Annotated in this window: 22 protein-coding genes; 12 read left to right on the forward strand and 10 right to left on the reverse strand. The window is 47.5% G+C overall.

What is annotated here, in order from left to right; all coding sequences use genetic code 11:
* Positions 1 to 265 precede the first annotated feature (265 nt).
* From F905_RS03120 to F905_RS03140, 5 genes are all read left to right on the forward strand, one after another.
* The gene (locus F905_RS03120) at positions 266 to 1432 is read left to right on the forward strand and encodes an ATP phosphoribosyltransferase regulatory subunit (RefSeq protein ID WP_005177016.1); all 1167 of its coding nucleotides are present in this window, start codon (positions 266 to 268) and stop codon (positions 1430 to 1432) included.
* A gap of 71 nt (positions 1433 to 1503) precedes the next feature.
* Positions 1504 to 2823, forward strand: coding sequence for an adenylosuccinate synthase (locus F905_RS03125; protein WP_005177019.1), 1320 nt, complete (start codon positions 1504 to 1506; stop codon positions 2821 to 2823).
* A 136-nt stretch (positions 2824 to 2959) separates the two neighbouring features.
* Complete coding sequence (locus tag F905_RS03130) at positions 2960 to 3745, forward strand: M48 family metallopeptidase (protein WP_005177021.1); 786 nt, start codon at positions 2960 to 2962, stop codon at positions 3743 to 3745.
* An 88-nt stretch (positions 3746 to 3833) separates the two neighbouring features.
* A complete protein-coding gene (locus F905_RS03135) occupies positions 3834 to 4142 on the forward strand; it encodes a hypothetical protein (RefSeq protein ID WP_005177024.1) in 309 nt (102 codons plus the stop codon).
* A 162-nt stretch (positions 4143 to 4304) separates the two neighbouring features.
* Positions 4305 to 5087 carry a M48 family metallopeptidase gene (locus tag F905_RS03140; protein ID WP_005177027.1) on the forward strand — a complete coding sequence of 261 codons (783 nt, stop codon included), beginning with the start codon at positions 4305 to 4307 and terminating at the stop codon, positions 5085 to 5087.
* A gap of 88 nt (positions 5088 to 5175) precedes the next feature.
* On the opposite strand, the gene F905_RS03145 is transcribed toward F905_RS03140, so the two are convergent.
* Positions 5176 to 6225, reverse strand: a complete 1050-nt coding sequence (locus F905_RS03145; RefSeq protein ID WP_005177029.1) for an NADP(H)-dependent aldo-keto reductase — start codon at positions 6223 to 6225, stop codon at positions 5176 to 5178.
* 170 nt (positions 6226 to 6395) lie between these two features.
* The gene (crp, locus tag F905_RS03150; RefSeq protein ID WP_005177031.1) at positions 6396 to 7100 is read right to left on the reverse strand and encodes a cAMP-activated global transcriptional regulator CRP; all 705 of its coding nucleotides are present in this window, start codon (positions 7098 to 7100) and stop codon (positions 6396 to 6398) included.
* A 147-nt stretch (positions 7101 to 7247) separates the two neighbouring features.
* Here crp and F905_RS03155 point away from each other — a divergent pair, with 147 nt between their 5' ends.
* Complete coding sequence (locus F905_RS03155) at positions 7248 to 7670, forward strand: OsmC family protein (protein WP_005177032.1); 423 nt, start codon at positions 7248 to 7250, stop codon at positions 7668 to 7670.
* Between the two features lie 324 nt (positions 7671 to 7994).
* Complete coding sequence (gene clpB, locus F905_RS03160) at positions 7995 to 10574, forward strand: ATP-dependent chaperone ClpB (protein WP_005177034.1); 2580 nt, start codon at positions 7995 to 7997, stop codon at positions 10572 to 10574.
* 251 nt (positions 10575 to 10825) lie between these two features.
* Here the strand turns inward: clpB and rlmKL are convergent, their stop codons facing one another.
* Positions 10826 to 13030 (reverse strand): bifunctional 23S rRNA (guanine(2069)-N(7))-methyltransferase RlmK/23S rRNA (guanine(2445)-N(2))-methyltransferase RlmL, encoded by a 2205-nt coding sequence (gene rlmKL / locus F905_RS03165; protein ID WP_034597648.1) that lies wholly within the window; start codon positions 13028 to 13030, stop codon positions 10826 to 10828.
* A 237-nt stretch (positions 13031 to 13267) separates the two neighbouring features.
* Here rlmKL and F905_RS14950 point away from each other — a divergent pair, with 237 nt between their 5' ends.
* From F905_RS14950 to F905_RS03190, 5 genes are all read left to right on the forward strand, one after another.
* Entirely contained in the window at positions 13268 to 13588 is a 321-nt protein-coding gene (locus tag F905_RS14950; RefSeq protein ID WP_005177039.1) for a hypothetical protein, read from the forward strand.
* Between the two features lie 151 nt (positions 13589 to 13739).
* Entirely contained in the window at positions 13740 to 14069 is a 330-nt protein-coding gene (locus F905_RS03175; RefSeq protein ID WP_005177044.1) for a hypothetical protein, read from the forward strand.
* 219 nt (positions 14070 to 14288) lie between these two features.
* Positions 14289 to 15305 (forward strand): aspartate carbamoyltransferase catalytic subunit, encoded by a 1017-nt coding sequence (locus F905_RS03180; protein ID WP_005177046.1) that lies wholly within the window; start codon positions 14289 to 14291, stop codon positions 15303 to 15305.
* A 10-nt stretch (positions 15306 to 15315) separates the two neighbouring features.
* Entirely contained in the window at positions 15316 to 16551 is a 1236-nt protein-coding gene (locus tag F905_RS03185) for a dihydroorotase (protein WP_005177048.1), read from the forward strand.
* Positions 16552 to 16700: 149 nt separating this feature from the next.
* Entirely contained in the window at positions 16701 to 18155 is a 1455-nt protein-coding gene (locus F905_RS03190) for an OmpA family protein (RefSeq protein WP_005177053.1), read from the forward strand.
* 122 nt (positions 18156 to 18277) lie between these two features.
* On the opposite strand, the gene F905_RS03195 is transcribed toward F905_RS03190, so the two are convergent.
* The 7 genes from F905_RS03195 to F905_RS03225 form a co-directional block, all read right to left on the reverse strand.
* Positions 18278 to 18916, reverse strand: a complete 639-nt coding sequence (locus F905_RS03195) for a CoA transferase subunit B (protein WP_005177056.1) — start codon at positions 18914 to 18916, stop codon at positions 18278 to 18280.
* Between the two features lie 3 nt (positions 18917 to 18919).
* Positions 18920 to 19624 carry a CoA transferase subunit A gene (locus tag F905_RS03200; RefSeq protein ID WP_005177058.1) on the reverse strand — a complete coding sequence of 235 codons (705 nt, stop codon included), beginning with the start codon at positions 19622 to 19624 and terminating at the stop codon, positions 18920 to 18922.
* A 96-nt stretch (positions 19625 to 19720) separates the two neighbouring features.
* On the reverse strand, positions 19721 to 20623 hold the full coding sequence (locus F905_RS03205) for a hydroxymethylglutaryl-CoA lyase (protein WP_005177060.1): 903 nt from the start codon (positions 20621 to 20623) through the stop codon (positions 19721 to 19723).
* Complete coding sequence (locus F905_RS03210) at positions 20620 to 22614, reverse strand: acetyl/propionyl/methylcrotonyl-CoA carboxylase subunit alpha (RefSeq protein ID WP_005177062.1); 1995 nt, start codon at positions 22612 to 22614, stop codon at positions 20620 to 20622. Before F905_RS03210 ends, F905_RS03205 begins: the two co-directional genes overlap by 4 nt.
* A gap of 20 nt (positions 22615 to 22634) precedes the next feature.
* On the reverse strand, positions 22635 to 23429 hold the full coding sequence (locus F905_RS03215; RefSeq protein WP_005177064.1) for an enoyl-CoA hydratase/isomerase family protein: 795 nt from the start codon (positions 23427 to 23429) through the stop codon (positions 22635 to 22637).
* Positions 23430 to 23441: 12 nt separating this feature from the next.
* Positions 23442 to 25043, reverse strand: a complete 1602-nt coding sequence (locus F905_RS03220; RefSeq protein WP_005177066.1) for a carboxyl transferase domain-containing protein — start codon at positions 25041 to 25043, stop codon at positions 23442 to 23444.
* Between the two features lie 34 nt (positions 25044 to 25077).
* A complete protein-coding gene (locus F905_RS03225) occupies positions 25078 to 26250 on the reverse strand; it encodes an isovaleryl-CoA dehydrogenase (protein WP_005177068.1) in 1173 nt (390 codons plus the stop codon).
* Positions 26251 to 26264: the final 14 nt, after the last annotated feature.

Genomic DNA, 26264 nt, shown 5'->3' on the forward strand with positions numbered 1-26264 from the left:
GAAGGTGATTTCCATCTGCGCTGAAAAAAAAGATGATAAGTTTGGGATGTGTCCAGCTCCTTTATCTTCTTCAGTAAAAACAGCTTTTACTCTCGAAACGACAGCTCCAGTCGGGCAGGATTGTAATGGAATTGATCAGACAGAGAAAATTATCAAATTTGCGATGCACAGCCCATTTGATCGTGCTAAACTAGGAGAAATCGGGTGTGCTCCCGATTTTTTTATGCGGATTTGTTCCGCGCAGACAAGAATTTAGGTTTACAACATGCCCATTTCAGAGACATGGTTATTACCTGATGGTGTAGCTGATGTATTACCAGAACAAGCGCAAGTCATCGAAACATTGCGCCGTAATTCACTGGATTTCCTCGCATCTCGAGGTTATCAGTTGGTGTACACGCCATTTATTGAATATATCGAATCTCTCTCTTCTCTTTCAGAATCGAATCAAGATTTAGACCTGGCCACGTTCAAGGTGATTGACCAGCTGTCGGGCCGTCTGCTTGGCGTGCGTGCCGATATGACGCCACAGGTGGCGCGTATTGATGCGCATGTGCATCCGGTAGATGGTGTGGCGCGTTATTGCTACGCTGGTACGGTTTTGCATACCAAGCCACAGGGCTTTAATACCACCCGTGCGCCTTTGCAGCTGGGTGCCGAACTGTTCGGTTCCGACAGCATTGATGCCGATGTGGAAATGGTTGACCTGATGATCAGCCTGATTCAGGAAGCCGGTCTGGCCGATGGTATCCATCTGGATTTAGGTCATGTGGGTCTGTTCCGCAGTCTGGTACAAAAAGCTGGTCTGAACAAAGCCACTGAGCGTCAACTGTCCGATTTATATCAGCGTAAAGCCTTGCCAGAACTGGCGGACTTTACCCAGGATTTAGCCTTTGGTTCAGATTTCTATGCGCTGGGCCGTTTTGCCAGTGATCTGGATGCACTGGAAGCCCATTTAAGCGCCGATGTGCTGGCCAATGTGGAATTCAAACATGCCTTTGATGCGGTAAAAACCACCCAGGCAGAAATTCAGGCACGCTGGCCAAATCTGCATATCGGGATTGATGTGGTAGAACTGCGTTCGTATCACTATCACACCGGTTTAATGTATGCCGTTTATGCGCCAAACCGTGCTGCACCACTGGCTCAAGGCGGCCGTTATGATGGTATTGGCCAGCATTTTGGTCGTGCCCGTCCGGCAACCGGTTTCTCTTGCGACTTATATGCGCTCAGCGCCGGTCGTTTCGAAGCAAAATCGGTGGTGGTTGCACCAAAGGGCAATCAGGCAGATTTATTGGCTGCAATTCAGGCCACCCGTACCCAAGGCTTAAGTGTAATTCAGTTATTGGGTCAGGATGATTTAAGCTCTGTACCGTATGCAACTCACCAGCTGGTGAATCGTAACGGTGAGTGGACGGTCGAAAAAATTTAATCGCCAGCGCATGTGTTCATGTCACATGCGCCTGGTTTTCAATTTTAACAGCATGATGTAATGAGGCTATTATGGGCAAGAATGTTGTGGTACTTGGTACCCAATGGGGCGACGAAGGTAAAGGTAAAATCGTCGACCTGCTCACAGATCAAGCGGCTGCGGTAGTACGTTATCAAGGCGGACACAACGCAGGTCATACTCTCGTGGTTGGTGGTAAGAAAACTGTATTACACCTCATTCCATCTGGTATTTTACGTGAAAACGTACTGTGCTTAATTGGTAACGGTGTGGTGCTTTCACCTGAAGCGCTGATCAAGGAAATGACCATTCTTGAACAGGAAGGCGTGCCAGTTAAAGAACGTTTACGTATTTCTCCAAACTGTCCATTAATTCTTCCGAACCACATTGCGCTGGATCAGGCACGTGAGAAAAAACGTGGCAATGCCAAAATTGGTACTACCGGTCGTGGTATTGGTCCTGCCTATGAAGATAAAGTGGCGCGCCGTGCAGTACGTGTGGCTGACCTGGTGCGTGGCGGTGACGCATTACGTGCGCAACTGGCTGAATTGCTGGATTACCACAACTTCCAGTTAACTCAATACTACGGTGTTGAAGAAGTTAAACTGGACGACGTGATTGCACTGTGTGACCAATGGCGTGAAGTGATTGCACCATTAGTGGTGGATGTAACCACTGAAATTCATAATTACCGTAAAAACGGTGACAACATTATGTTTGAAGGTGCGCAAGGTTCATTATTGGACGTTGACCACGGTACTTATCCGTACGTGACTTCTTCAAACACCACTGCGGGCGGCGTAAGCTCAGGTTCTGGTTTAGGTCCATTGCATCTTGACTATGTGCTGGGTATTACCAAAGCCTACACCACACGTGTGGGTGCTGGTCCGTTCCCAACTGAGCTGGTCTACGACGCGGCAAATGATGTGGGTGATGCAATTGGTAAACACCTGGGTACAGTGGGTCACGAGTTTGGTGCATCTACTGGCCGTCAACGTCGTTGTGGCTGGTTCGATGCAGAAATCCTGCGCCGTTCAGTGGATGTCAACTCACTGTCTGGAATCTGCCTGACCAAGTTAGACGTATTGGATGGTTTAGAAGAAATTAAAATCTGTGTTGGCTATGAAAACACCGATTCAGGTTGTGTCGGTTCTTCTGACGCGCTGGCTTATGAAAACTTGAAGCCAATTTACGAAACCATGCCAGGCTGGTCTGAGTCAACTGTGGGGGCGACCAGTGTTGAACAATTGCCTGAAAATGCAATCAACTACATCAAGCGTCTTGAGCAGTTAATTGAATGTCCAATCGACATCATTTCAACCGGTCCAGACCGTGCAGAAACCATTATTCTGCGCCATCCGTTTGAAGCTTAATCGTTTAAGCTGAAATGAGAAAACCCTGTGCCTGCACAGGGTTTTTTATTTTTGGCCGAGAAAAATACTGCGCCATCTTGAGAATTCCCTGATTTTGTTTATGGTGCTAAGCACTTTCGAATAATTAGAGAACGTTATGAAATATAAGAACTTAGCCATTGGAATTATACTGGTAACGCATTTGACAGGCTGTGCCACTGTGGCAGAACTGGCCGGGGCAGATTCAGCGACTTTAAACTTAAACGCCAGCCAGAGCTATCAGCAAATGTTGCAGGAAGCCGAGCAGAAAAAGGTGCTAGATACCCATTCTGCCACCTATAAGAAAGTCAATCGCGTGTTTTTAAAGATGAAGCCCTATGCCGACCAGATGAACCAGACCGGGCAGGCTTTTGAGTGGCAGGTGGCGGTGATTAAGTCACCTGAAATTAATGCCTATGTGGCTCCGGGTGGCAAAGTAGTGTTCTATACCGGCATTGTTGAAAACCTGAAACTGACCGACAATGAAGTCGCGGCGATCATGGGCCATGAAATGGTGCATGCGCTAGAAGAACATGCCAAAAGTAAAATTGGTGCCCAGACCCTGACCAATCTGGCGGTTAGTATTGGCTCGCAATATGTGGGCCAGTCGGTAGGCGGTTATGGTGGTTTACTGCTGGATTTGGGCAGTCAGTTTGGGGTAGGGTTGCCTTATTCGCGTAATCTGGAAAGCCGCGCCGACAAAGGCGGTTTACTGTTAATGGCCAAAGCCGGTTATGATCCGAATGCGGCCATTACGCTCTGGCAGAAAATGAATGCCAATGATGCGCGTGGAAATAGCGCCATTGCCAAGTTTATGTCGACCCATCCCAGCAATAATGACCGTATTGCCGCGTTACAGCAGATGATGCCGGAAGCAATGCAGTATTACCGCGCTGCGAAGTAATTCAAGACTAAAGTTGCACACATCAGCACTGTCTATTCAGATGGTGCTTGCTAGAATAAAACACAGCAAAAACATTGGGTCAGGCAGGATGCATAAAAATATTTCAAGTACCATTTTCTATTCATTATTATTTGCCATGGGCGGTGCACCGACCATTGCGATGTTGCTGATTCTGTTACAAAAGCATGATCCGAATATTATGTATCAGGCCTTTATTGGTCTGAGTGTGATTTTTGCCTGTATTTTGGTGCCGCTGGTACTGATCCAAAACGCCTATTTATTCTATAAACGTAAAAATCCGGCACTGGAAGAGAAAATGGAAGTGGTTTCGCAGATGTATCTGGGCCTGAATATTTTCTGTCTGGTATTCTGGATTTTCTATCAGTTTGCCTATTAAGGCCGTATTCCGCTCGTTGCTGCTGATGTAGCTACAGTTTACACAGCACTGCCATTGTTTACATAAATGATATGATTATGAAGCCATTTCAGATTTAAAGCATTGAAATGATTTCATATAATTCATGAGTATGTGTATAGCCGAATGGCGGAGATTATTATAATGAACAAAAAATTGGTATTGAGTTTTTGTGCCGCAAGTGCAATCACTTTTTCAGGCTGTACCACCGTGGCCGATATGGCCGGTGCAGATACCGCAACCCTAAATGCAACCGCGGCGCAAAGTTATAGCCAGATGGTGCAAGATGCGCGTAACAAGGGGCAGCTGGACACCAGTTCGAGTACCTATAAACGTATTAACACGGTGTTCCAGCGTTTAACACCGGTTGCCAACCAGATGAACCAGACTGGTCAGCCATTTAGCTGGCAGCTGGCAGTATTAAAATCTGACCAGATTAATGCCTTTGTCGCGCCGGGCGGTAAAGTGGTGTTCTATACCGGTATCGTCAATAAACTGAATCTGACCGATGCCGAAATTGCTGCGATTATGGGCCATGAAATGGTGCATGCTCTAGAAGAACATGCCAAGAGTAAAATTGGCGCGCAGGCACTGACCAACCTGGCTTTAAATATCGGTTTAAGCGCTGCAGGCAGTAACGTTGGCCAGTTAGGCGCTGCAGCGGCACAATTGGGTGCACAGGTGGGTGTGGGCTTGCCATATTCACGTAATCTGGAAAGCCGTGCCGATGAAGGCGGTTTAATGCTGATGGCGCGTGGTGGCTATAACCCGCAAGCGGCAATTACCTTATGGGAAAAAATGAACCGCTTGGAAGGTGGTGGCGGGGCATCGTTCCTGTCAACTCACCCATCGAACAGCCAGCGTATTGCAGCGATGCGTGAGAACTTGCCGGCTGCTCAGGCCATTTATAACCAGAACCGTCGTTAAGCTTCTGGGTTTAAAATGGATTTAAAAATGCCTCATATGATGAGGCATTTTTTTATGCATGATGTTGCTGGAATTTGATTGAAAGCCATCAAGGCGCCGGGTTGGGCTGCTGACGGTGAATCGCTTCAATGCCTTGTAAAATGTCATCGGACAGATTGACTTTAAAGGCATCAATATTTTCTTTTAGTTGCTCTAGTGAAGTCGCGCCAATAATGGTACTGGTGACAAAGAACTGCTGCTTAATAAAAGCCAAAGCCAGTTGGGTTAAACTGAGTCCATGTTGCTCGGCCAGTTGTGCATATTGCTCTGTGGCCCATTCACTTTGTGGATTGCTGTAGCGGCTAAAGCGTGAATACAGGGTGACACGCGCATTGGCCGGACGGGCACCATGCCGGAATTTCCCGGTTAAGTAACCAAAGGCCAGAGGAGAATAAGCCAGTAAACCGACGCCTTCATATTTGGCAATTTCCGACATGCCAATTTCATAGGTACGATTTAGCAGGTTATAGGGGTTTTGTACGCTGACAAATTTGCTTAAACCGAGTTTTTCCGCCAGATGCAAAAACTTCATGGTGCCCCATGGGGTTTCATTGGAGAGCCCAATATAGCGAATCCGTCCGTTTTGGATTTCCTGCTGCAAGGCGGTCAGGGTTTCTTCAAGGTCGGTGACATACTGCTGTGCATGGGCTTCGGCATTGCCATAACCCAGTTTGCCAAAGAAGTTGCTCGGACGCTGTGGCCAGTGTAGCTGGTATAAGTCAATATAATCGGTTTGCAGGCGTTTCAGGTTGCCATCCAGGGCAGTGCGAATATCAGTAGCGTTGTAACGGGTTTGTCCATCACGAATATGGCTGCCACCCTGAGCCGGTCCGGCAATTTTTGAGGCCAAAAACAGCTTGTCCCGTCCACCGCGCGTCTTGAGCCAGTTGCCAATCATGACTTCGGTGGCACCTTGAGTTTCTGGTTTAGGGGGCACCGGATACATTTCGGCGGTATCCCAGAAATACAGGCCACGTTCCAGTGCATAATCCAGCTGGGCGAAGGCTTCATCCTGGGTGTTTTGTTCACCAAAGGTCATGGTGCCCAGACAGATTTCAGGCAATAAAATACCGGTATCAGCAAGGGGATTGAACTGCATAAGATGTCCTTATTCAAAATATCATCAAGCGAATAGGGACTAGGCTAAACCATCGCAGTCAGACTGTTAAATCAATATTTTAGGTTAGTTTGTAAATATTTTTCACATAGCGAACAGGCATAAAAAAGGCAAATCCGAAGATTTGCCTTAAGCATATAGCAGTTTAAGACTTATTCATCATCAAACTGTTCATCTGCTGCATCATTTTGCTCTAAAGAGGCATCAAAAATCAGAATGGCTTTACCATCAGTTTCGATCATGCCTTGTTCTTCCAGGGTTTTCAGAACACGGCCGACCATTTCACGTGAACAGCCAACAATGCGGCCAATTTCCTGACGGGTAATGCGGATTTGACGGCCATTTGGCAAAATCATGGCTTCAGGCTGCGCAGACAGGTCAATCAGACAACGCGCAATACGGCCTGAAACATCAATGAAGGCCAGATCGGTCACTTTACGCGTGGTATTTTTTAAACGGCGCACCAGTTGGGCAAATACTGCATAGCTTAAATCTGGATATTGCTTGCTGAGCTCGTGGAAGTTTTCATAAGTCACTTCGGCAATTTCACAAACGTCACGTGTGCGTACTTCTGCAGTACGTTGTGGATTTGCTTCGAATAGACCCATTTCCCCAAAGAAGTCACCCGGATTCAAATACGCCACAACAATTTCGCGATCATCATCTTCACGCAGAATGATGGAAACAGATCCTTTCAGAATCAAATAAAGTGATTTTGATTCAGACCCCGCATCAACAATTGTGGTCCGTTTCGGATAACGGTTGATATATGCACGTTTTAATAATGCCTTGACTGAATCTGGTAATTGACCAGGAGACAGGGCATCGGTGCTTAATTGTGAAAAGTTTGAAGTCATGCTAAAGGTTCCGAAAATGGATAAATAATAGATCGCACAAGACCTAGTATGAACTTGTCACACAGTAGAGATGAAATTCCTTATCAACTCAAATTATGTTAGTGTACAGGCACCTTGTAAATTTATAGTTTTTTTGAAGGACTTGCAATGCAAACGAGTGTTCATTGGCTAGAGAATGTTGCTTTTGAAGCAAAATCGGAAAGTGGCCATAGCGTGGTGATGGATGGTTCTGCCGAGTATGGTGGAGAAAACCGTGGACCACGTCCCATGGAGCTCATTTTAATGGGACTTGGTGGTTGTGCATCGTTTGATATTGTGACCATTTTAAAGAAATCACGTCAGGATGTGACTGGTGTGGTTTGTCAGCTGAAAGCAGAACGTGCCGATTCGATTCCGGCGGTGTTCACCAAAATTCATCTGCATTTTGTGGTGACAGGCAAGGCAGTCAAGGAAAAGCAGGTCGCCAAGGCAGTTGAATTATCCGCAGAAAAATACTGTTCAGCCAGCAAAATGCTGTCAGATGGTGGTGTTGAAATTAGCCACGATTTCGAGATTATCGAAGCAGAATAATCATGACTGTAAAATCATGTAAAAAGTCGGTTAATTACCGGCTTTTTTATTTTTCCATGGTTTTAGACCTCGCAAAAAATTAGCCGCAATGGGCAGAGCTCTCAAAATATGTGTTTCCTATTACATAGGTCACAGCTGCATTACTGTATAAAAATAATCCTGATGCTGACTTGAAATTGGCCGGTCACAGACCAATATTATAATTGAGTTATATCTGTTGAATTAAAATAACACTTTGAAAAATATATGAAAAATCATTTGAAATTGCCAAAAGTACTCCCATATATGTTTCAAGTGAAAAAATTGTTGTGAGGAATAACAAGAATGCGTTTTGAAAAATTTACAAATCGCTTACAGCAAGCTCTCTCCGATGCGCAATCGCTGGCGATGGGCAAAGACCATACCGCTATTGACGGCATTCATGTCTTGGCCACCCTGTTAGAAGAAGCATCCAATGTCAGCTTGTTACAGCAGGCCGGCGCTCAGTTGCGTGATTTGCAGAGCAAATTGCAACAGGCACTGAATGATGCGCCAACGCTAGCCAATCCGACTGGCGACATTAATTTAAGTCCGGAAGCGGTTAAAGCCTTAAACCTGGCCGATAGCTATGCCCAGAAAGCGGGCGATGAATTCCTGTCTACCGACTGGGTATTACTGGGCCTGAGCGAAGTTGGGGCCACTAAAAGCTTATTGAACAGTATCGGTGTCAGCGCAGACAGTCTGCGTCAGGTGATTTTAAAAATTCGAGGTGATGAAAAAGTGATGAGTAATAATCATGAAGATCAACGTGATTCACTCAATAAATACACTGTAGATTTAACCGAACGTGCGCTGGCTGGCAAGCTCGATCCGGTGATTGGTCGTGATGATGAAATCCGCCGTACCGTACAGGTCTTGTCACGTCGGACCAAAAATAACCCGGTACTGATTGGTGAGCCTGGGGTCGGTAAAACCGCAATTGTAGAAGGTCTGGCACAGCGTATTGTGAATGGTGAAGTGCCAGAAAGCTTAAAAGGCAAACGCGTGTTATCGCTGGACCTGGGTTCATTGCTGGCCGGTGCCAAATATCGCGGCGAGTTTGAGGAGCGTTTAAAAGCGGTCCTGAAAGATCTGGCCAAGCATGAAGGCGAAATCATCCTGTTTATTGATGAGTTGCATACCCTGGTTGGCGCAGGTAAAGGTGATGGCGCGATGGATGCCGGCAACATGCTGAAACCGGCGCTGGCACGCGGTGAATTACGCTGCGTGGGGGCAACCACGCTCGATGAATATCGTCAGTACATTGAAAAAGATGCCGCCCTTGAGCGCCGTTTCCAGAAAGTGCTGGTCGATGAGCCAAGTGTCGAAGACACCATTGCCATTTTACGTGGTCTGAAAGAGCGTTATGAAGTCCACCACGGGGTGAAAATTCTCGACTCGGCGATTATTGCTGCAGCGAAAATGTCACATCGTTATATCACTGACCGTCAGTTGCCCGATAAAGCCATTGACCTGATTGATGAAGCAGCATCGCGCATCAAGATGGAGCTGGACTCTAAACCGGAAGCGCTGGATAAGCTGGAACGCCGTCTGATTCAGTTAAAGCTGCAACTTGAAGCTGTGAAAAAAGATGAAGATGCCGGCAGCCGTGCAGAAGTCAGTCATCTGGAAAAACAGATCGAAGACGTCCAAAAAGACTATAATGATCTGGAAGAAGTGTGGAAGTCTGAAAAAACTCTGGTCGAAGGCACTAAGCAGATTCAGGCGCAGCTGGATCAGGCGCGTATTGCCTTGCAAAAAGCACAGCGTGAAAATGATCTGGGCGAGATGTCGCGTCTGCAATATGGCGTGATTCCGGAACTGGAAAAACAGCTGGCCCAAGATGAGCTGGTGGAAGAGAAAGAAGAACCGAAGTTATTGCGCAATAAAGTCACCGATAACGAAATTGCGGAAGTGGTCAGCGCAGCCACCGGTATTCCGGTTGCGAAAATGCTGCAAGGCGAGCGTGAAAAACTGCTGCAAATGGAAAGCTTCCTGCATCAGCGTGTGGTAGGGCAGGATGAAGCGGTGATTGCGGTATCCAATGCGGTGCGCCGTTCACGTGCCGGGTTGTCGGATCCGAACCGTCCAAGTGGTTCTTTCCTGTTCCTGGGTCCAACCGGTGTCGGTAAGACCGAGTTAACCAAAGCCTTGGCCAATTTCCTGTTTGACAGCGATGACGCCATGATCCGGATTGATATGTCCGAATTTATGGAAAAACATTCAGTCAGTCGTCTGGTCGGTGCGCCTCCGGGCTATGTCGGCTATGAAGAAGGCGGGGTATTAACCGAAGCCGTACGCCGTAAACCATATAGCGTGGTGCTGTTTGATGAGGTGGAGAAAGCCCATCCGGATGTATTTAACATCTTGCTGCAGGTGCTGGATGATGGTCGCTTGACCGACTCGCAGGGCCGTGTGGTGGACTTTAAAAACACCGTGATTGTAATGACCTCGAACCTGGGTTCAAGCGATGTGCGTGAACTGGGCGATAATCCAAGCCGTGATGATGTACGCAATGTAGTGATGGCGGCCGTGTCTGAGCATTTCCGTCCGGAGTTTATCAACCGTATTGATGAGCTGGTAGTATTCCATGCCCTGGAAAAAGCGCAGATTCGTGGTATTGCCGATATCCAGCTGGACCGTTTACGTGCCCGTCTGGCCGACCGCGATATCAAGTTAACGGTAGATGATTCTGCCTTTGACCAGCTGATTGAAGCCGGTTTTGACCCAGTTTACGGTGCGCGTCCATTAAAACGTGCCATCCAGCAACAGGTAGAAAATAATCTGGCGCAGAAAATTCTGGCCGGTGACTTCCAGCCGGGAGATACCATTGTGATTACGGCAGATGCAGGCCAACTGGATTTCCAGAAGCTGAAACTGAACTAATCCGCACACGGTTCATCTAAACTGTTTAATCAAAGACCTGGCTTCGGCCGGGTTTTTTTATGGAGGTATCTGCAGCAAAAAGCCGGGCAGATGTAGCGATTCACTCTGCAAAGTAAGTCCACGCTGGATGATGAGTGACAGCGTAAAGTTTCCGATGTAAAAAAAGCCTGCTATGGGGTAGCAGGCTTTTTATTGCTAATCAAATGAACTGTGAATAGAAAAGGATTAAATCATCCTTTACCATTCACATTTTAGATTTGTGGATGCTGGATTTTCCAGGCGCGGTGAATCTTCTGGTTACGCTTGAAATCTGGACCAATGGTTTCATGGCTGATCTCTTGGATATCAAACAGCGCTGGCAAGGTTTCATCCATTTCAAAACCGCGATAGTTATTCGAGAAGTACAGGGTGCCTTCTGTGGTTAAACGGTTCATGGCGCGTTTAATTAGCGAGACATGGTCACGTTGTACATCAAAGGTGCCGTAGAATTTTTTCGAGTTGGAGAAGGTTGGCGGATCAATAAAGATCAGGTCATATTGCTCATGACCTTCTTTTAGCCACTCAAAACAGTCGCTGGCAAAGAACTGGTGTTGTTCATCGGTATGGTCGACGGTTAAGCCGTTTAAGACAAAGTTTTCTTTGGACCAGTTTAAATAGGTGTTGGACAAGTCCACACTGGTGGTACTGGCCGCGCCGCCTAAAGCGGCATGCAAACTCGCCGTTGATGTATAGCTGTACAGATTGAGGAAATGCTTGCCTTTAGCTTCTTTGGCAATGCGTAAACGAATCTGGCGATGGTCCAGGAATAGGCCGGTATCCAGATAGTCGGTGAGGTTAACCAGAATCTTGGCCTGACCCTCCTGCACAATAAAGCGTTTCGATGCGGTACTTTGTTTGGTGTACTGGTTTTTACCTTCCTGACGGGCACGGGTTTTAATAAACACGGCATCACGGCCTAAACCGGTCACGGCACGAATCGCTTGCAGCGCCAGGTTAAAGCGTTTTTTTGCTTTTTCCGGATCAATTTTTTTCGGTGGTGCATATTCCTGCACATGCAGACGATCACCATATAAATCGACCGCGACATTAAAGTCCGGTAAATCGGCATCATACAGACGCAGGCAGTAAACGTTTTCTTTAACCGCCCATTTTTTTAAGGCCTGCATGTTCTTTTGCAGACGGTTGGTAAAGTCTTCGGCACCTTCAATTGGTTCAAACTGCTGTGGCTGCCAGTCAGCCAGGAACGGTTTTACTACTGCCGATGGTTTGACCGTACCAAAGCGAATGTAAATTGGCAGCTTACCATTCATTAAACGCAAGGTTTGTGGCTCATTAAATGCCAGCACATCAGCCTGTTCCACCTGGGCTGCAATGACAGCAGCAGACTGGTTCGGGAAATGTTTTTGTAGCAGGGCAGACAGACCTAAATACAAGGCACGGTTCGAGGCTTTATCACCCAGACGTTCACCATACGGCGGGTTGGTCACCACAAACGCAGTTTTGCCTTCGGCCTGAAAATCTGGCCAGTCTGACAAGGTGCGTTCTTCAATCTGGATATGATCGAGCAGACGTTCAAAACCGGCAGCAATAATATTCTGTTTGGTGGCTTTGACTGCTTCCCAGTCGGCATCAAAAGCATAGAATTTTGGCAGTGGCTGTTCCAGCGCCTGTTGATGACGCTCAGCCGCTTCTGCCTTTAATGACATCCACAGTTCATGGTCATGGCCATTCCAGCCATTAAAGCCGAAACGGCGTACCAGACCCGGTGCACGGTCGGTTAAAATCAGCAGGGATTCAATAATAAAGGTACCTGAACCACACATCGGGTCGATGACAATATCAGGTTGTGTTTCTTTTAAAGCACCTTTTTGCAAAATTGCTGCTGCTAGATTTTCTTTAATTGGGGCGTCGGTCATAAAACGACGGTAGCCACGTTTATGCAGTGAATCACCCGATAAATCTAAGCAATAGGTATGTTCTTTTTTACCTGCCAAAATATACATGGTGATTTCAGGTGATTTGGTGTCGATACTTGGGCGTTTACCGACAGCTTCCATAAATGAATCAACCACACCATCTTTGGCACGTAGCGTAGCAAACTGCGTATTGACCTTAATTTCACGTTCAACGTGTAAACGAATGGCGAAGGTACTTTGTGGTGCAAAAATCAGTGACCAGTCGAAGCTGATTGCACCTTCATAAAGCTCTTCAGCAACATCACGGGCATCATGTGAAAATTCAATTTCATGGGTGTGGATTGGCATCAGGACACGCGACGCCAGACGAGACCACATGCAGATGCGGTAAGCATTTTCCAGCGTACCTTTGAAGGTTAGACGACCCGGGAAACGTTCAACATTTTGAACACCTAAACCTTTGATTTCTTCTTCTAATAAGGTTTCCAGACCATCGGCACAGGTGACCCAATAATTGCTTAAACGTGAAGAGGTATTCATAAAATAGAGAGACCGGAAAAGAATAAATAAAAACTGCGCCAAGTTTACCGTATTTTGGCTATTAAAGCTGTGGAATTTTTTATAAATCTGGCACATCTCTGTTAGAGCTAATAATTATAAAAAGCTCTTAATCTTGGCATAAAAAGCAAATTGAAAATTCATGAGATATGTATAATTACACACCATCAACAAGAGGAACTTGTTGATTAAATCTTTTATTTTACAGAGGGATATAGGGTGAATATTACATCCGGTCGTGATGATGTTTTTTCCATTGCAACATTGTTGTATGCACGGTTAAGAAAAGTGAATAGTCGAGTAATTGACGTGATGTATCTGATGCAGGATCGCTCCTATGCACATCATGTGATTACGCTGGCGCTAGAAACCCGGGATGCTGAACTGGCAACGCATGTCGAGCGTTTGCGTCAGTTGCTGGATCTTCCAGATGACGAACAGCTGGAAAGAAGAAATTATGAGAATATTCAGGATGATGTATCAAGAAAAGGTGGTTCGACCAAACATGATGAAGGCCATGTAAGTTTTAGCCTATTCTGATTTATAACTGAATTGTAGTTTTTATAAAAAGCCTGTCTTAATTGCAGATGGGCTTTTTAATTTTGGTATGGATATTGCTGTAATTATCACGAGATTGCAGTCGCTGGGGAGAGGCTGCAATCTCGATTTTTAAATGATTGGGGAATCAAGAATGGTCAATACAGAAAGTTTTTCAATTGCGACTTTAATCTATGCACGTTTGAGACGAGTTTCAGGCCGGGTAATTGATGCCATTTATCTGTCTGAAAATAGTGATTATGCCGAACATGTGATTGCATTAGCCGAAGCCACACGCGATCCGGAATTACTGCGTCTGGTTGAAAAATTTAAAGACGTATTCGAGTTCTCTTCCGATTCGAACATAAGTCAAAAAGCGGGTTTACAGCAAAAAAATAACGATGAATTAATGAAAGTTGAACCAACTGAAGATGACATTTATCGGGCACAAGTCTCACATCATTATATTGGCGCACTACGCTAGATCAGTTATGGCATTCAAGCTCCAGACTTGGGTGCCATTTTAGAACATAAAACATTCATTCTAAAAATTCGTTTAAATTATCTTATTGAAAAAATACATAGGAATTTCAAAATCAATTTTTATTATCGAGCCGGTTTTTATACAAGTAGCCGAATTGCCAAGTGCCAAGAATGGCGATTCTCTGTATAATACGTTGACTTAACGTATAAGGAATCTCTCATGCACTTGGCGGCATTGCATACTCCGAGCCAGATTCAACTCAATAAAGATGGAAATCTAAAACATTTCATCACCATCGAAGGGCTTTCCAAACAAACCCTCACCAAAATTTTGGACACCGCGCAGTCCTTTTTTAATGACCAAAATCAGCTGATCACTAACAACCTGCTGGAAGGTCGTACGGTTATGAACCTGTTTTTTGAGAACTCAACCCGTACCCGCACCACCTTTGAAGCTGCAGCGAAACGTCTTTCGGCCAACGTGCTTAACATTGACATTGCCCGTTCCAGTACCTCTAAAGGCGAAACCCTGCGCGATACGCTGTGGAACTTGGAAGCCATGGCCGCCGATATTTTTGTGGTGCGTCATTCCTCTTCAGGTGCAGCGCATTTTATCGCCAAGGATGTCTGTCCAAATATCGCGATTATTAATGCCGGAGATGGCCGTCATGCGCATCCGACTCAAGCGATGCTGGATATGCTGACCATTCGCCGTGAAACCAAAAAAGACTTTGCTGACATGAGCATTGCCATTATTGGCGATATTAAACATTCGCGCGTGGCACGTTCTGATGTGGCGGCGTTACAAACTTTAGGTTGTAAAGATATTCGCGTGATTGCACCGAATACCTTGCTGCCATTTGGTTTTGAGGAATACGGGGCCGATGTACGCCTGTTTAACAAAATGGAAGATGGCATCCGTGACTGTGATGTGATTATTACCTTGCGTATCCAGAATGAACGGATTGATTCACCGGCGCTGTCCTCACCGGCAGAATTCTACAAAATGTATGGCCTGAACAAAGAGCGTCTGGCGCTGGCCAAACCGGATTGTATCGTGATGCACCCGGGACCGATGAACCGGGGTGTGGAAATTGATTCCAGCATTGCCGATGGTCCGCAATCGGTGATTTTAAATCAGGTGACCAATGGTATTGCGGTGCGTATGGCTGTGCTGGCACTGGCGATGCAGGGTCAACTGCAGGAACAAGGTTTAATTGAAGCGATTGCGGTATAAGGAATCAGTCATGCGTATTGTAAAAATTGAAAATGTCCGCGTTCTTGATCCAATGCAAAAGACTGATCGCGTGCAAACGGTATATCTGGAAAATGGCAAGCTGGTTGCAGAAACAGCAGATGTGACTGAAACCATTGATGGACAAGGCAAATGGCTGATGCCAACCATGGTTGATCTGTGCGCGCGGATGCGTGAACCGGGTCAGCAGCAGCATGGTACTTTAAAATCAGAAGGCAAGGCGGCACGTGAAAACGGTATTCTGCACGTGTTTACCCCACCAGATTCCAAGCCGATTGTGCAGGACAATGGTGCTTTGATTCACGGTCTGGTCGAAAAAGCCATGCTGGATGGTGGTATTTATTTACAGGTGATTGGCGCACAAACCCAAGGCTTGCAAGGCAAACAGCCTGCCAATATGGCCGGTCTGAAAAAGGGCGGCTGTACTGCAGTTTCCAATGCCAATGCATCCTTTGCTGATGATGATGTCGTGATTCGCACGCTGGAATATGCAGCCGGTCTGGACCTGACCGTGGTGTTCTATGCCGAAGAACCGCAAATTGCCAAAGATGGCTGTGTGCATGAAGGTTTTATTGCTTCACGTCAGGGCTTGCCTATGATTCCGGCGCTGGCCGAAACCGTAGCCATTGCCAAATACCTGTTGATGATTGAAGCGACCAAAGTCCGTGCGCATTTCGGTTTGCTGTCCTGTGGCGCTTCGGTCGAGCTGATTAAAATTGCCAAAGAAAAAGGCCTGCCAGTAACCTGTGATGTGGCAATGCATCAGCTGCATTTAACCGATCAGGTGATTGATGGCTTTAACTCGCTGGCGCATGTGCGTCCACCGCTACGTGCTGAAAAAGACAAAGAATTGCTGCGTCAGGGCTTAAAAGATGGCGTAATTGATGCGATCTGTACCCATCATGAACCCTTAAGCAGTTCGGCCAAAATGGCACCGTTTGCTGAAACCTTACCGGGCTTTACCGCTTTTGATACCTTTGTGCCCTTGGGTGTGCAACTGGTTGAGGAAGGTCTGTTCAGTCCATTGGAATGGGTGCATACCGTGACACTGGCACCGGCGACGGTTGCGCAAATGGCAGATCGCTGGATGCAGGAAGCCGGCTGGATTCTGATTGATCCTGAACTGGAGTGGACGCTGGACAAAGACAGCATTCTGTCCCAAGGCAAGAACACGCCACTGATTCAGCAAACCGTGAAAGGCAAGGTAATTCAGACTTTCCTGGCCTAAATTCGCCTGTTCAAGAGCCAGCATTTGCTGGCTTTTTTTATGTTTTAATTTAAGTACATAAAGAAAAATACAATTATTTACAACGTCTAAAAAATGACCAGATACACTAAAAAATGCGAGTAGAACAATGACAAAAATGAGGCCATATCATGCAAACCAGATTGATAGAATTATTGAAAAATAGCGTGTCATCCATTGTGCTAGACGGGGAAACGGATTACCTCATTGAGAAAAACCGTGCCTTAAATGATTTTTATCCGGTGTTTTTATCGGTGTTAAGACACCGCCCATCCCTCATTGACAGTCTGAGAAATCAGCTTAATCCGCGGCTGGCTGAAATTTTTGGTACCAACCTGAACCTGAAACAGCAGTTTCTGGAATTTAGCCGCGGTCAGGCGCCGGCAGATGAAATTGAATCCACCCTGAACCGGGCCATCGTACCAACCTTAGGTTTTTTAGAAAGTGAGGCCGGCTCGACCGATCCTGAGGCGATTGTGCATTTGCTTGATCAGCATATGCCGGACATTCAGGCTGCTTTGCCGGAATGGGCCGCTGCGCTGCTGGCCGGTTTAGGTGTCAATACCACTGCCGGGCAGACCATTCATCAGGCGCCTGAGTTATATGAAGAGGTGCCAGAGCAGAAGCGCTCGCCGTGGGTACCGATTCTGATTTTTATTATTCTGGCATTGTTACTGGCCTTTTTATTTAAAGCCTGTTCTGACCGTAATGAAGAAGAGGTGCCTGTTACCCAGGCAGCAGCGACGGAACCGGCCTATTTGCAGGTCAATACCGGTTCCAATGGCGATCTGGTCACCTGTCAGTTGTATCTGAACAATCCGGCTTATACCGACATTCTGCAAACAGAAGTTAAACGGATTTTTAACCATCCGACAGGTTGTGGGGTGAATAGCGCCAGTAATTATCATAGTGAATTTATTGATCAGGATGTGATTCCAACGGCACTGAAAATCCTGAAAGATGTGCCGAGTACCAATATGACCTGGATGGGTGAGCAGATTGCGATTCAGTCCACCAATCCGGCAGATGCGCACCGTGTGGCCAATCAGCTGCGTCCTTTGGCCAAGAATATGACCATTACGGTGCAGCAGGATCTCGATGTACAGACCGCCACACCAGCCACCACAACCGCAGCACAAGCCTTGGCTGTGATTAACCCGGATAATATTCAGGCGCTGGATGTCGCCACCGCCTTAAATCTGGAAGCAATTCATTTTGAGTCGGCATCTTCGACTGTACCGGAAGCCAATCAGCCAATTCTGGATCAGGCTGCGGCCTTAATCCAGCGTGCGCCGCATGTACATTTGACCATTAAAGGCCATACCGATGCAGTAGGCAGCAATGAAGCCAATAATCTGTTGTCCTTACGCCGTGCTGAAGCGGTACGTGATTATCTGGTACAACGCGGGGTTGATCCTTCCCAGTTACAGGCCGTGGGGTATGGCCAGCAACAGCCGATGGAACCAAATGCAACCCCAGAAGGGCAGTTCCAGAACCGTCGTATTGAGTTTGAAGTATTAAATACAGAAACCGGGGTGGTACGTGCGGTCGATGACCAAGGTATTGTCGAGAAAAAAGCAGAGTAAGGATTGAGTTAAGGAAATAGAAAAGGACGACGTCAAGTCGTCCTTTTTGGTTTAGTTGAAAAGCGGAGGTAGCGGTGGGGATGTATTCACGACCATCCGATGCCCGCTTTTAAAACCAGCCATTAAGCTGCATTACGTATTAAAGGCACCCCGGTGACTTTCTGGATTTCATCAAAACTGACCTCCGGTGCCAGTTCCACCAGCTGCACGCCGGTTGGGGTAATATCCAGAACGCCCAAATCGGTAATTACGCGATGAACCACGGCTTTACCGGTCAGCGGCAGGCTACACTGTGAAACGATTTTAGGTGTCCCATCTTTGGCGCAGTGTTCCATCAACACCACCACTTTTTGCACACCTGCGACCAGGTCCATGGCACCGCCCATACCTTTGACTTTTTTGCCCGGAATCATCCAGTTGGCCAGATCGCCCTGTTCAGAGACTTCCATGGCCCCCAGAATGGCAATATTGACATGGCCGCCACGGATCATGGCAAAAGAGTCTGCGCTAGAGAAAAACGACGCACCTTGACGAGCTGTGACCGTCTGTTTGCCGGCATTAATCAGGTCGGCATCGACCGTGGCTTCAGTTGGGAATTCCCCAATCCCGAGCAGGCCATTTTCTGACTGTAGCCAAACGTTGATATTTTCCGGAATATAGTTAGCGACTAAAGTTGGTAAACCAATCCCTAAATTGACATAGAAACCATCTTCCAGTTCTTGTGCGGCGCGCTGCGCCATTTGATTACGCGTCCAAGCCATGGTTTAAGCCTCCGCCTTTAAAGTCATTTGTTCAATACGTTTTTCAGGATGTGCATTTAACACAATGCGGTTGACATAAATCCCCGGCAGATGAATTTCATCTGGATCGAGCGCGCCAATCTCTACAATTTCTTCGACTTCGGCAATGGTGATTTTGCCCGCCATGGCACAGACCGGATTAAAGTTTTGTGCAGTTTTACGGAAAATCAGGTTGCCGGCCTTGTCGGCTTTATAGGCTTTGACCAGGGCAACATCGGCAGTTAAAGATTCTTCTAAGATATAATCCTGACCTTTAAACTGGCGCACTTCTTTGCCTTCCGCGATGACGGTACCGACACCGGTGGCGGTAAAGAAGGCTGGAATACCTGCACCGCCGGCACGTAATTTTTCTGCCAGCGTACCTTGCGGGGTCAGTTCAACTTCCAGTTCACCACTCAGGAACTGGCGTTCAAATTCCTTGTTTTCACCGACATAGGATGAAATCATTTTTTTAATCTGTTTGGTTTCAAGCAGCAGCCCCAGACCAAAACCATCGACACCGGCATTGTTGGAAATACAGGTCAGCTGTTTGGCACCGGTGTCTTTTAGCGCGGCAATTAATGCTTCAGGAATCCCGCACAGGCCAAAACCACCTACGGCCAGGGTCTGGCCATCCTGAACCACGCCATTTAAGGCGGCTTGTGCGCTGTCATAGACTTTATTTGCCATGTGTCACCTCTATTTTTTATCCTTTTTCAGCAGGTTGCTGCTGTTACATCCTTGAGTGGCTTGAGGGCATTGCTCAAGCCGGGTTTTATTCGGTTATTAAGCGCAGGCTTTTTGCCAGTAGGCATTGGCATAATTTGATGGATTATTGCGCTGTAAAACATTGCTGATATTACGACTGGCCTGCATCAAGGCATCCAGCTGAATACCGGTTTCATAGCCCATGTTGGACAGCAGATAATACAGATCTTCGGTCGAGACATTGCCGGATGCGCCTTTGGCATAAGGACAGCCCCCTAAACCGGCAATCGACGAGTCAAAAACGCGAATACCTTGCAGCAGTGATTGATAAATATTGGCGATAGCCATGCCATAGGTATTATGAAAATGACCGGCCAGCACCGTTGCATCCAGCTCAGCCAGACAGGCATCCCAGACTTTTTTCACCCGGTCGGGTGTGGCGGTGCCAATGGTTTCACCTAAAGACACTTCATAGCAGCCCATATCCAGCAGGCGCTGCGAAACTTTTGCCACCTGCTGTGGATCAATCGCGCCTTCGTACGGACAATCGACCATACAGGACACATAACCACGCACACGAATGTTGTGCGCTTTGGCTTCACGCATCACATCGCTGAATTTTTCAAAACTTTCATCAATTGAGCAGTTGATATTTTTACGGGTAAAACTTTCAGAGGCTGCGGTAAAGACCGCAACTTCTGTACAACCCACTGCCAGCGCAGATTCAAAACCTTTCAGATTTGGCGTGAGCAGGCTGAACTGAATGTTTGGATCTTTGGGCAAGCCGGCAAACAGCACATCGCTGTCTGCCATTTGTGGTACCCATTTGGCCGATACACAGGAACCAACTTCAATGGCCTGTAAACCGGTTTGCATTAAATCCAGAATCAGCTGTCTGCGGTCATCCAGGGTTAAGGGTGTTTTTTCATTTTGCAGGCCATCGCGTGGCCCGACTTCAACAATTTTGACAAATTCGCTCATGCGACTTCCTCCGCCAGCGGCTGGAATTCCACCAGCTCATCGCCAGCTTTGACCTGATCACCGGTCTGGAAGTAAGAGCTGGCCACGATGCCATCATGCGGTGCACGAATCGAGTATTCGATTTTCATGGCTTCGAGGGTCATCAGGACATCGTCTTTTTTGACTTTGTCATTGGCCGCGACCAGTACCTGAGTGATGACACCCGGCATTGGCGCAGTCAGGTTGTTTTCAGCACCTTGTTCATCATCCTGGTTAAATACCGGTTTCAGATAGGTAAATTTATAGCTCTGGCCATTCTGGAACAGGGTAATGCCATGTTCAGTCTGGCTAAAGGCCAGTTTTTGCTGTTTGCCGGCCAGCTTGAATTGCAGGGTATGCGCATCCAGTAACTGACCCTCAAGCTCAAAAGTCTGACCCTCATACTGTGCGACAAAGCCATGTTCTTGTGCTGCAAACTGGATATTTAAGGTTTTGTCATTACATTGTAATTTGATTGTCTGCCCCGATTGCAGGTTTAAACGCCAGAAAGCATTGGTCTGCCAGACCGGATTGCTGGCGCTCGGGTTCTGGGTCAAACGTGACAGCAATTCGATGAAGGCCGCGCTGACCACCAGTGTACTGTTCAGCTCTGTGGCCGGTTTTAGCAGGAATTCTTCTTCGCGCTGAATCAGGCCAGTATCCAAATTGGCATTCTTGAAAGAATCGCACAGTACCAGACGATCCAGGAAGGCAATGTTGTTGCCCAGACCATCGACATGGAACTGACCTAAAGCATGGTGCATTTGCGTTAATGCTGCTTCACGGTTTTTGCCCCAGACAATCAGTTTGGCAATCATCGGGTCGTAGTAGGTGCTAATTTCATCGCCTTCAACAATACCGCTGTCGACACGTACCGCTTCATTTTGTGCTGGATAATGCAGATAGCTGATTTGACCAATCGCCGGAATAAAGCCTTTTTCAGGTTCTTCGGCATAAACACGTGCTTCTAAAGCATGGCCGTGAATCTGCAATTCGTGCTGCTGTTTTGGTAAAGGCTCACCAAAGGCGACGCGTAATTGCCACTCGACCAGATCCTGACCGGTAATCATTTCAGTCACCGGGTGCTCAACCTGCAGACGGGTGTTCATTTCCATGAAGTAGGCGGTCCCGTCTTGCTCGACAATAAACTCGACGGTGCCGGCACCGACATAATTTACGGCACGCGCGGCATCAATTGCGGCCTGGCGCATGGCTTCCAGTTTATCTTCCGGCATTTTCGGTGCTGGTGCTTCTTCCAGTACTTTCTGATGGCGGCGCTGTACCGAGCAATCACGCTCAAACAGATGCACATAGTTGCCATGGGTATCGCCAAACACTTGCACTTCAATATGACGCGGCTGCACTACATAGCGTTCAATCAGTACATCTTCATTGCCAAAGCTGGAACGGGCTTCACTCTTACATGAGGCTAGGGCGCTAAGGAAATCTTCACTGCGCTCAACCAGACGCATCCCTTTACCGCCACCGCCGGCGCTGGCTTTAATCAGCACCGGATAGCCAATGTCATCGGCTTGCTGTTTTAAGAACGCAGCATCCTGATTGGTGCCATGATAACCCGGTGTCAGTGGTACGCCGGCTTTTTCCATCAAGGCTTTAGAGGTGGCTTTTAAACCCATCGCCAGAATGGCGTCAACTGGCGGGCCAATAAAGACAATGTTGTTGTCCTGACAGGCAAAAGCAAACTGGTCATTTTCAGACAGGAAGCCATAACCCGGGTGAATGGCTTGTGCGCCGGTGCTTTTTGCGGCTTCGATAATCCGTTCAATCTGTAAATAGCTTTGTGCTGCTGGTGATTCACCAATATAGACTGCTTCATCGGCCAGTTTGACATGCTGGGCCTGAGCATCTGCATCTGAATAGACTGCAACAGTTGCAATTCCCAGTTTTTTGGCAGTACGAATGACACGGCAGGCAATTTCACCACGGTTGGCAATTAAAATCTTTTCAAACATCGTTAGGATCCTTCTAGTTGTTATGCCGTGGTCTTGATCCAGGCCGGGCTTTGTTTGTTAAGGAAAGCATTTAAGCCGTTTTTCGCCTCATCTCCCTGGCGAACGTGGGCAATATGCTGTGCGGTTTGCAGCAAGAGGTCCTCGGTCAGGACTTGCTGGTTCACCATCTGAATGAGCTGTTTCGATGCGTGCTGTGCTTCAGGGCCACCGAGTAATAAGGCCTGCACAATTTCATCAATTTTGCTGTCCAGCTGTTCCGGTGCGGTCACTTCATGTGCCAGACCAATAGCGTGTGCCTGTGCTGCAGAAATCCGTTCAGCAGTTAAAAAGTAACGTGATGCCTGACGTGCGCCAATGGCACGAATGACATAAGGGCTGATGGTGGATGGCGCCAGGCCTAAACGTACCTCAGAGGTGGCAAATTTGGCATCGGTGCTGGCCACACAAATATCACAGGCCGAGGCCAGACCCATACCACCGCCAAAGGCAATGCCATGTACGCGGGCGATGGTTGGCTGTTTTAAGGTGGCCAGACTTTGCAGCATTTTGGCTAGCTTGAGTGCATCGGCTTCATTGTCGGCTTGTGAGGCCTGACCGGCCTGTTTCATCCAATTCAGGTCGGCGCCGGCAGAGAAGCTCTTGCCGCGTCCTGCCAAAATCACCACGCGTATATCATCACGAGTATTCAGATGCTGAAAGCAGGCGTGTAATTCTTCAATGACCTGCGTATTAAAGGCATTGTGCAGTTCGGCACGGTTAATCCACACCGTGGCCACCTGATCTTGCTGTTCGAGTTGTAAAAATTGATAATCCATTTTTGTCACCTCTTACATGCGGAACACGCCGAATTTGGTTGGCTGGATTGGGGCATTTAATGCCGCCGCCAGACTGAGCGCCAATACTTCACGTGATTGTGCTGGATCAATAACACCATCATCCCATAAACGCGCAGAAGCATAATATGGATGACCCTGACGTTCATACTGGTCACGAATAGGCTGTTTAAACTGATCTTCTTCTTCCGCTGACCAGCTGCCACCTTTGCTTTCAATCTGGTCGCGTTTTAAGGTCGATAGTACACTCGATGCTTGCTCACCGCCCATCACCGAAATACGCGAGTTTGGCCAGGTCCACATAAAACGTGGTGAATAGGCGCGGCCACACATGCCATAGTTGCCGGCACCAAAAGAACCGCCAATCACCAGGGTCAGTTTTGGTACATTGGCTGTCGCGACTGCCATTACCAGTTTGGCACCATTTTTGGCAATGCCTTCATTTTCATACTGACGGCCAACCATAAAGCCGGTGATGTTCTGAATAAACAGTAGGGGAATGTTGCGCTGGGTGCACAGTTCAATAAAGTGTGCGCCTTTTTGTGCCGACTCGGAAAACAGAATCCCGTTGTTGGCAATAATACCAACCGGCATACCGTACAGTTTGGCAAAGCCGGTGACCAGCGTGGTCCCAAAACGTGCCTTGAACTCGTCAAAACGTGAACCATCGACAATACGGGCAATCACTTCACGCACATCAAACGGTTTACGTGCATCAGTCGGGACAATGCCGTACAGCTCTGACGCATCGAATAATGGTGCTTCGACATTTTCCGGCTGCGGATTTGGTTTTTTATTTAAATTGGCGACGATGTTGCGGGCAATCGCCAAAGCATGTTCGTCATTTTCTGCCAGATGATCGGCCACACCTGAAAGGCGAGTGTGCACATCGCCACCGCCCAGATCTTCACTGCTGACCACTTCACCGGTGGCAGCTTTCACCAGTGGCGGGCCCCCCAGGAAAATCGTACCCTGATTCCGCACAATAATGGTTTCATCGGACATGGCAGGGACATAAGCACCGCCAGCAGTACAGCTGCCCATCACCACGGCAATCTGGGCAATGCCCATGCTCGACATGCGCGCCTGATTGTAGAAAATACGGCCGAAGTGGTCACGGTCTGGGAACACTTCATCTTGCAGCGGTAAATAGGCACCGCCAGAATCGACCAGATAGATACAGGTCAGATGGTTCTGCTCGGCAATTTCCTGAGCGCGTAAATGCTTTTTCACAGTCAGCGGATAATACGTTCCGCCTTTGACTGTCGCATCATTGGCAATGATCATACAGGTCACGCCATTGACCTGACCGACACCGGCCACCACACCGGCAGCAGGCACATCATCCTGATACACCTGATAGGCAGCCAGCTGACCAATTTCAATAAAAGCCGTACCCGGATCAATCAGGTGGTCAATCCGTTCACGTGGCAGCAATTTGCCACGGTCTAAATGTTTTTGGCGTGCCGTTTCACCGCCGCCCAGGGCAATTTTCTGGACTTTCTGTTTCAGGTCATCGACCAGGGTTTGCATCGCTGCGTGGTTGTTTTTGAACTCTTCGCTGCGAATATTGATTTTGCTCTGTAATTGATTCATGCCAACATCCTTGTCTATTCTTGTGATTTATTTTTTAGGCAGTTTCGTTAAACAGTTCGCGGCCAATCAGCATACGGCGAATTTCCGAGGTGCCTGCACCAATTTCATAGAGTTTGGCATCACGCCATAAACGTCCAGCAGAAAATTCATTGATATAACCGTTCCCACCTAGCGTCTGAATGGTTTCACCGGCCATCCAGGTGGCTTTTTCGGCTGCATATAAAATTGCGCTGGCAGCATCTTTACGCAGGCTGCGGCTATGCTCGGCTTTGTCACATTCTGCACCTACGGCATAGACCAGTGCCTTACATGCCAACCAGGTCGAATACATATCAGCAATTTTGCCTTGCATCAGCTGGAATTCGCCCAGTGCCTGACCAAACTGTTTACGCTCGTGGATATACGGAATCACGGTGTCTAGGCAGGCATCCATAATGCCCAGTGGGCCTGCGCTTAATACAGCACGTTCATAGTCCAGACCACTCATCAGCACTTTTACACCATTGCCGACACCGCCGAGGACGTTTTCTTTCGGTACGCGCACGTTGTCAAAGAACAGTGGATAGGTATTCGAGCCGCGCATGCCCAGTTTGTCCAGGTGCGTACCGTGGCTAAAGCCCGGCATGGTTTTTTCAATCAGGAAAGCGGTCATGCCTTTGGCGCCGGCTTGGGTATCAGTTTTGGCATAGACCACCAGCACATCTGCATCGCCACCGTTGGTGATCCACATTTTTGAACCGTTTAGCAGATAATGATCGCCCTGATCTTCAGCTTTGAGTTTCATGCTCACCACATCGGAGCCGGCATTCGGTTCTGACATGGCCAATGCGCCGACATATTCACCTGAAATCAGTTTCGGTAAATAGCGCTGTTTCTGTTCTTCGTTACCATTACGCTTAATTTGGTTCACACATAGGTTAGAATGTGCCCCGTAGGAAAGGCCAATGGATGCTGAGGCACGTGAAATTTCCTGCATGGCAATAATATGTGCCAGATAACCGAGGTTGGTGCCACCATATTCCTCACTTACAGTCAGACCGAGTAAACCCATGTCCCCAAACTTTTTCCAAAGATGAGCAGGGAATTCGTTGTCACGGTCGACCTGTTGAGCAATGGGTGCGATCTCTTTTGCACAAAATGCAGCAACTGAATCACGAAGGGCGATCAGTGTTTCATCCAAACCGAAATCCAAGCTTTGTAAATTCATTTCTTCATCCATCC

The sequence above is a fragment of the Acinetobacter sp. CIP 53.82 genome, from assembly GCF_000369465.1.
In the GTDB taxonomy this organism is placed as follows: Bacteria; Pseudomonadota; Gammaproteobacteria; order Pseudomonadales; family Moraxellaceae; genus Acinetobacter; species Acinetobacter indicus.

Coding starts and splice junctions, on each gene's coding strand:
- F905_RS03120 (WP_005177016.1), top strand. CDS start 266: ATGCCCATTTCAGAGACATGGTTATTACCTGATGGTGTAGCTGATGTA.
- F905_RS03125 (WP_005177019.1), top strand. CDS start 1,504: ATGGGCAAGAATGTTGTGGTACTTGGTACCCAATGGGGCGACGAAGGT.
- F905_RS03155 (WP_005177032.1), top strand. CDS start 7,248: ATGCAAACGAGTGTTCATTGGCTAGAGAATGTTGCTTTTGAAGCAAAA.
- F905_RS03140 (WP_005177027.1), top strand. CDS start 4,305: ATGAACAAAAAATTGGTATTGAGTTTTTGTGCCGCAAGTGCAATCACT.
- clpB (WP_005177034.1), top strand. CDS start 7,995: ATGCGTTTTGAAAAATTTACAAATCGCTTACAGCAAGCTCTCTCCGAT.
- F905_RS03130 (WP_005177021.1), top strand. CDS start 2,960: ATGAAATATAAGAACTTAGCCATTGGAATTATACTGGTAACGCATTTG.
- F905_RS03145 (WP_005177029.1), bottom strand. CDS start 6,225: ATGCAGTTCAATCCCCTTGCTGATACCGGTATTTTATTGCCTGAAATC.
- F905_RS03205 (WP_005177060.1), bottom strand. CDS start 20,623: ATGAGCGAATTTGTCAAAATTGTTGAAGTCGGGCCACGCGATGGCCTG.
- F905_RS03220 (WP_005177066.1), bottom strand. CDS start 25,043: ATGAATCAATTACAGAGCAAAATCAATATTCGCAGCGAAGAGTTCAAA.
- F905_RS03195 (WP_005177056.1), bottom strand. CDS start 18,916: ATGGCTTGGACGCGTAATCAAATGGCGCAGCGCGCCGCACAAGAACTG.
- F905_RS03190 (WP_005177053.1), top strand. CDS start 16,701: ATGCAAACCAGATTGATAGAATTATTGAAAAATAGCGTGTCATCCATT.
- F905_RS03200 (WP_005177058.1), bottom strand. CDS start 19,624: ATGGCAAATAAAGTCTATGACAGCGCACAAGCCGCCTTAAATGGCGTG.
- F905_RS03135 (WP_005177024.1), top strand. CDS start 3,834: ATGCATAAAAATATTTCAAGTACCATTTTCTATTCATTATTATTTGCC.
- F905_RS03180 (WP_005177046.1), top strand. CDS start 14,289: ATGCACTTGGCGGCATTGCATACTCCGAGCCAGATTCAACTCAATAAA.
- F905_RS03215 (WP_005177064.1), bottom strand. CDS start 23,429: ATGGATTATCAATTTTTACAACTCGAACAGCAAGATCAGGTGGCCACG.
- crp (WP_005177031.1), bottom strand. CDS start 7,100: ATGACTTCAAACTTTTCACAATTAAGCACCGATGCCCTGTCTCCTGGT.
- F905_RS03185 (WP_005177048.1), top strand. CDS start 15,316: ATGCGTATTGTAAAAATTGAAAATGTCCGCGTTCTTGATCCAATGCAA.
- F905_RS03175 (WP_005177044.1), top strand. CDS start 13,740: ATGGTCAATACAGAAAGTTTTTCAATTGCGACTTTAATCTATGCACGT.
- F905_RS03225 (WP_005177068.1), bottom strand. CDS start 26,250: ATGAATTTACAAAGCTTGGATTTCGGTTTGGATGAAACACTGATCGCC.
- rlmKL (WP_034597648.1), bottom strand. CDS start 13,030: ATGAATACCTCTTCACGTTTAAGCAATTATTGGGTCACCTGTGCCGAT.
- F905_RS03210 (WP_005177062.1), bottom strand. CDS start 22,614: ATGTTTGAAAAGATTTTAATTGCCAACCGTGGTGAAATTGCCTGCCGT.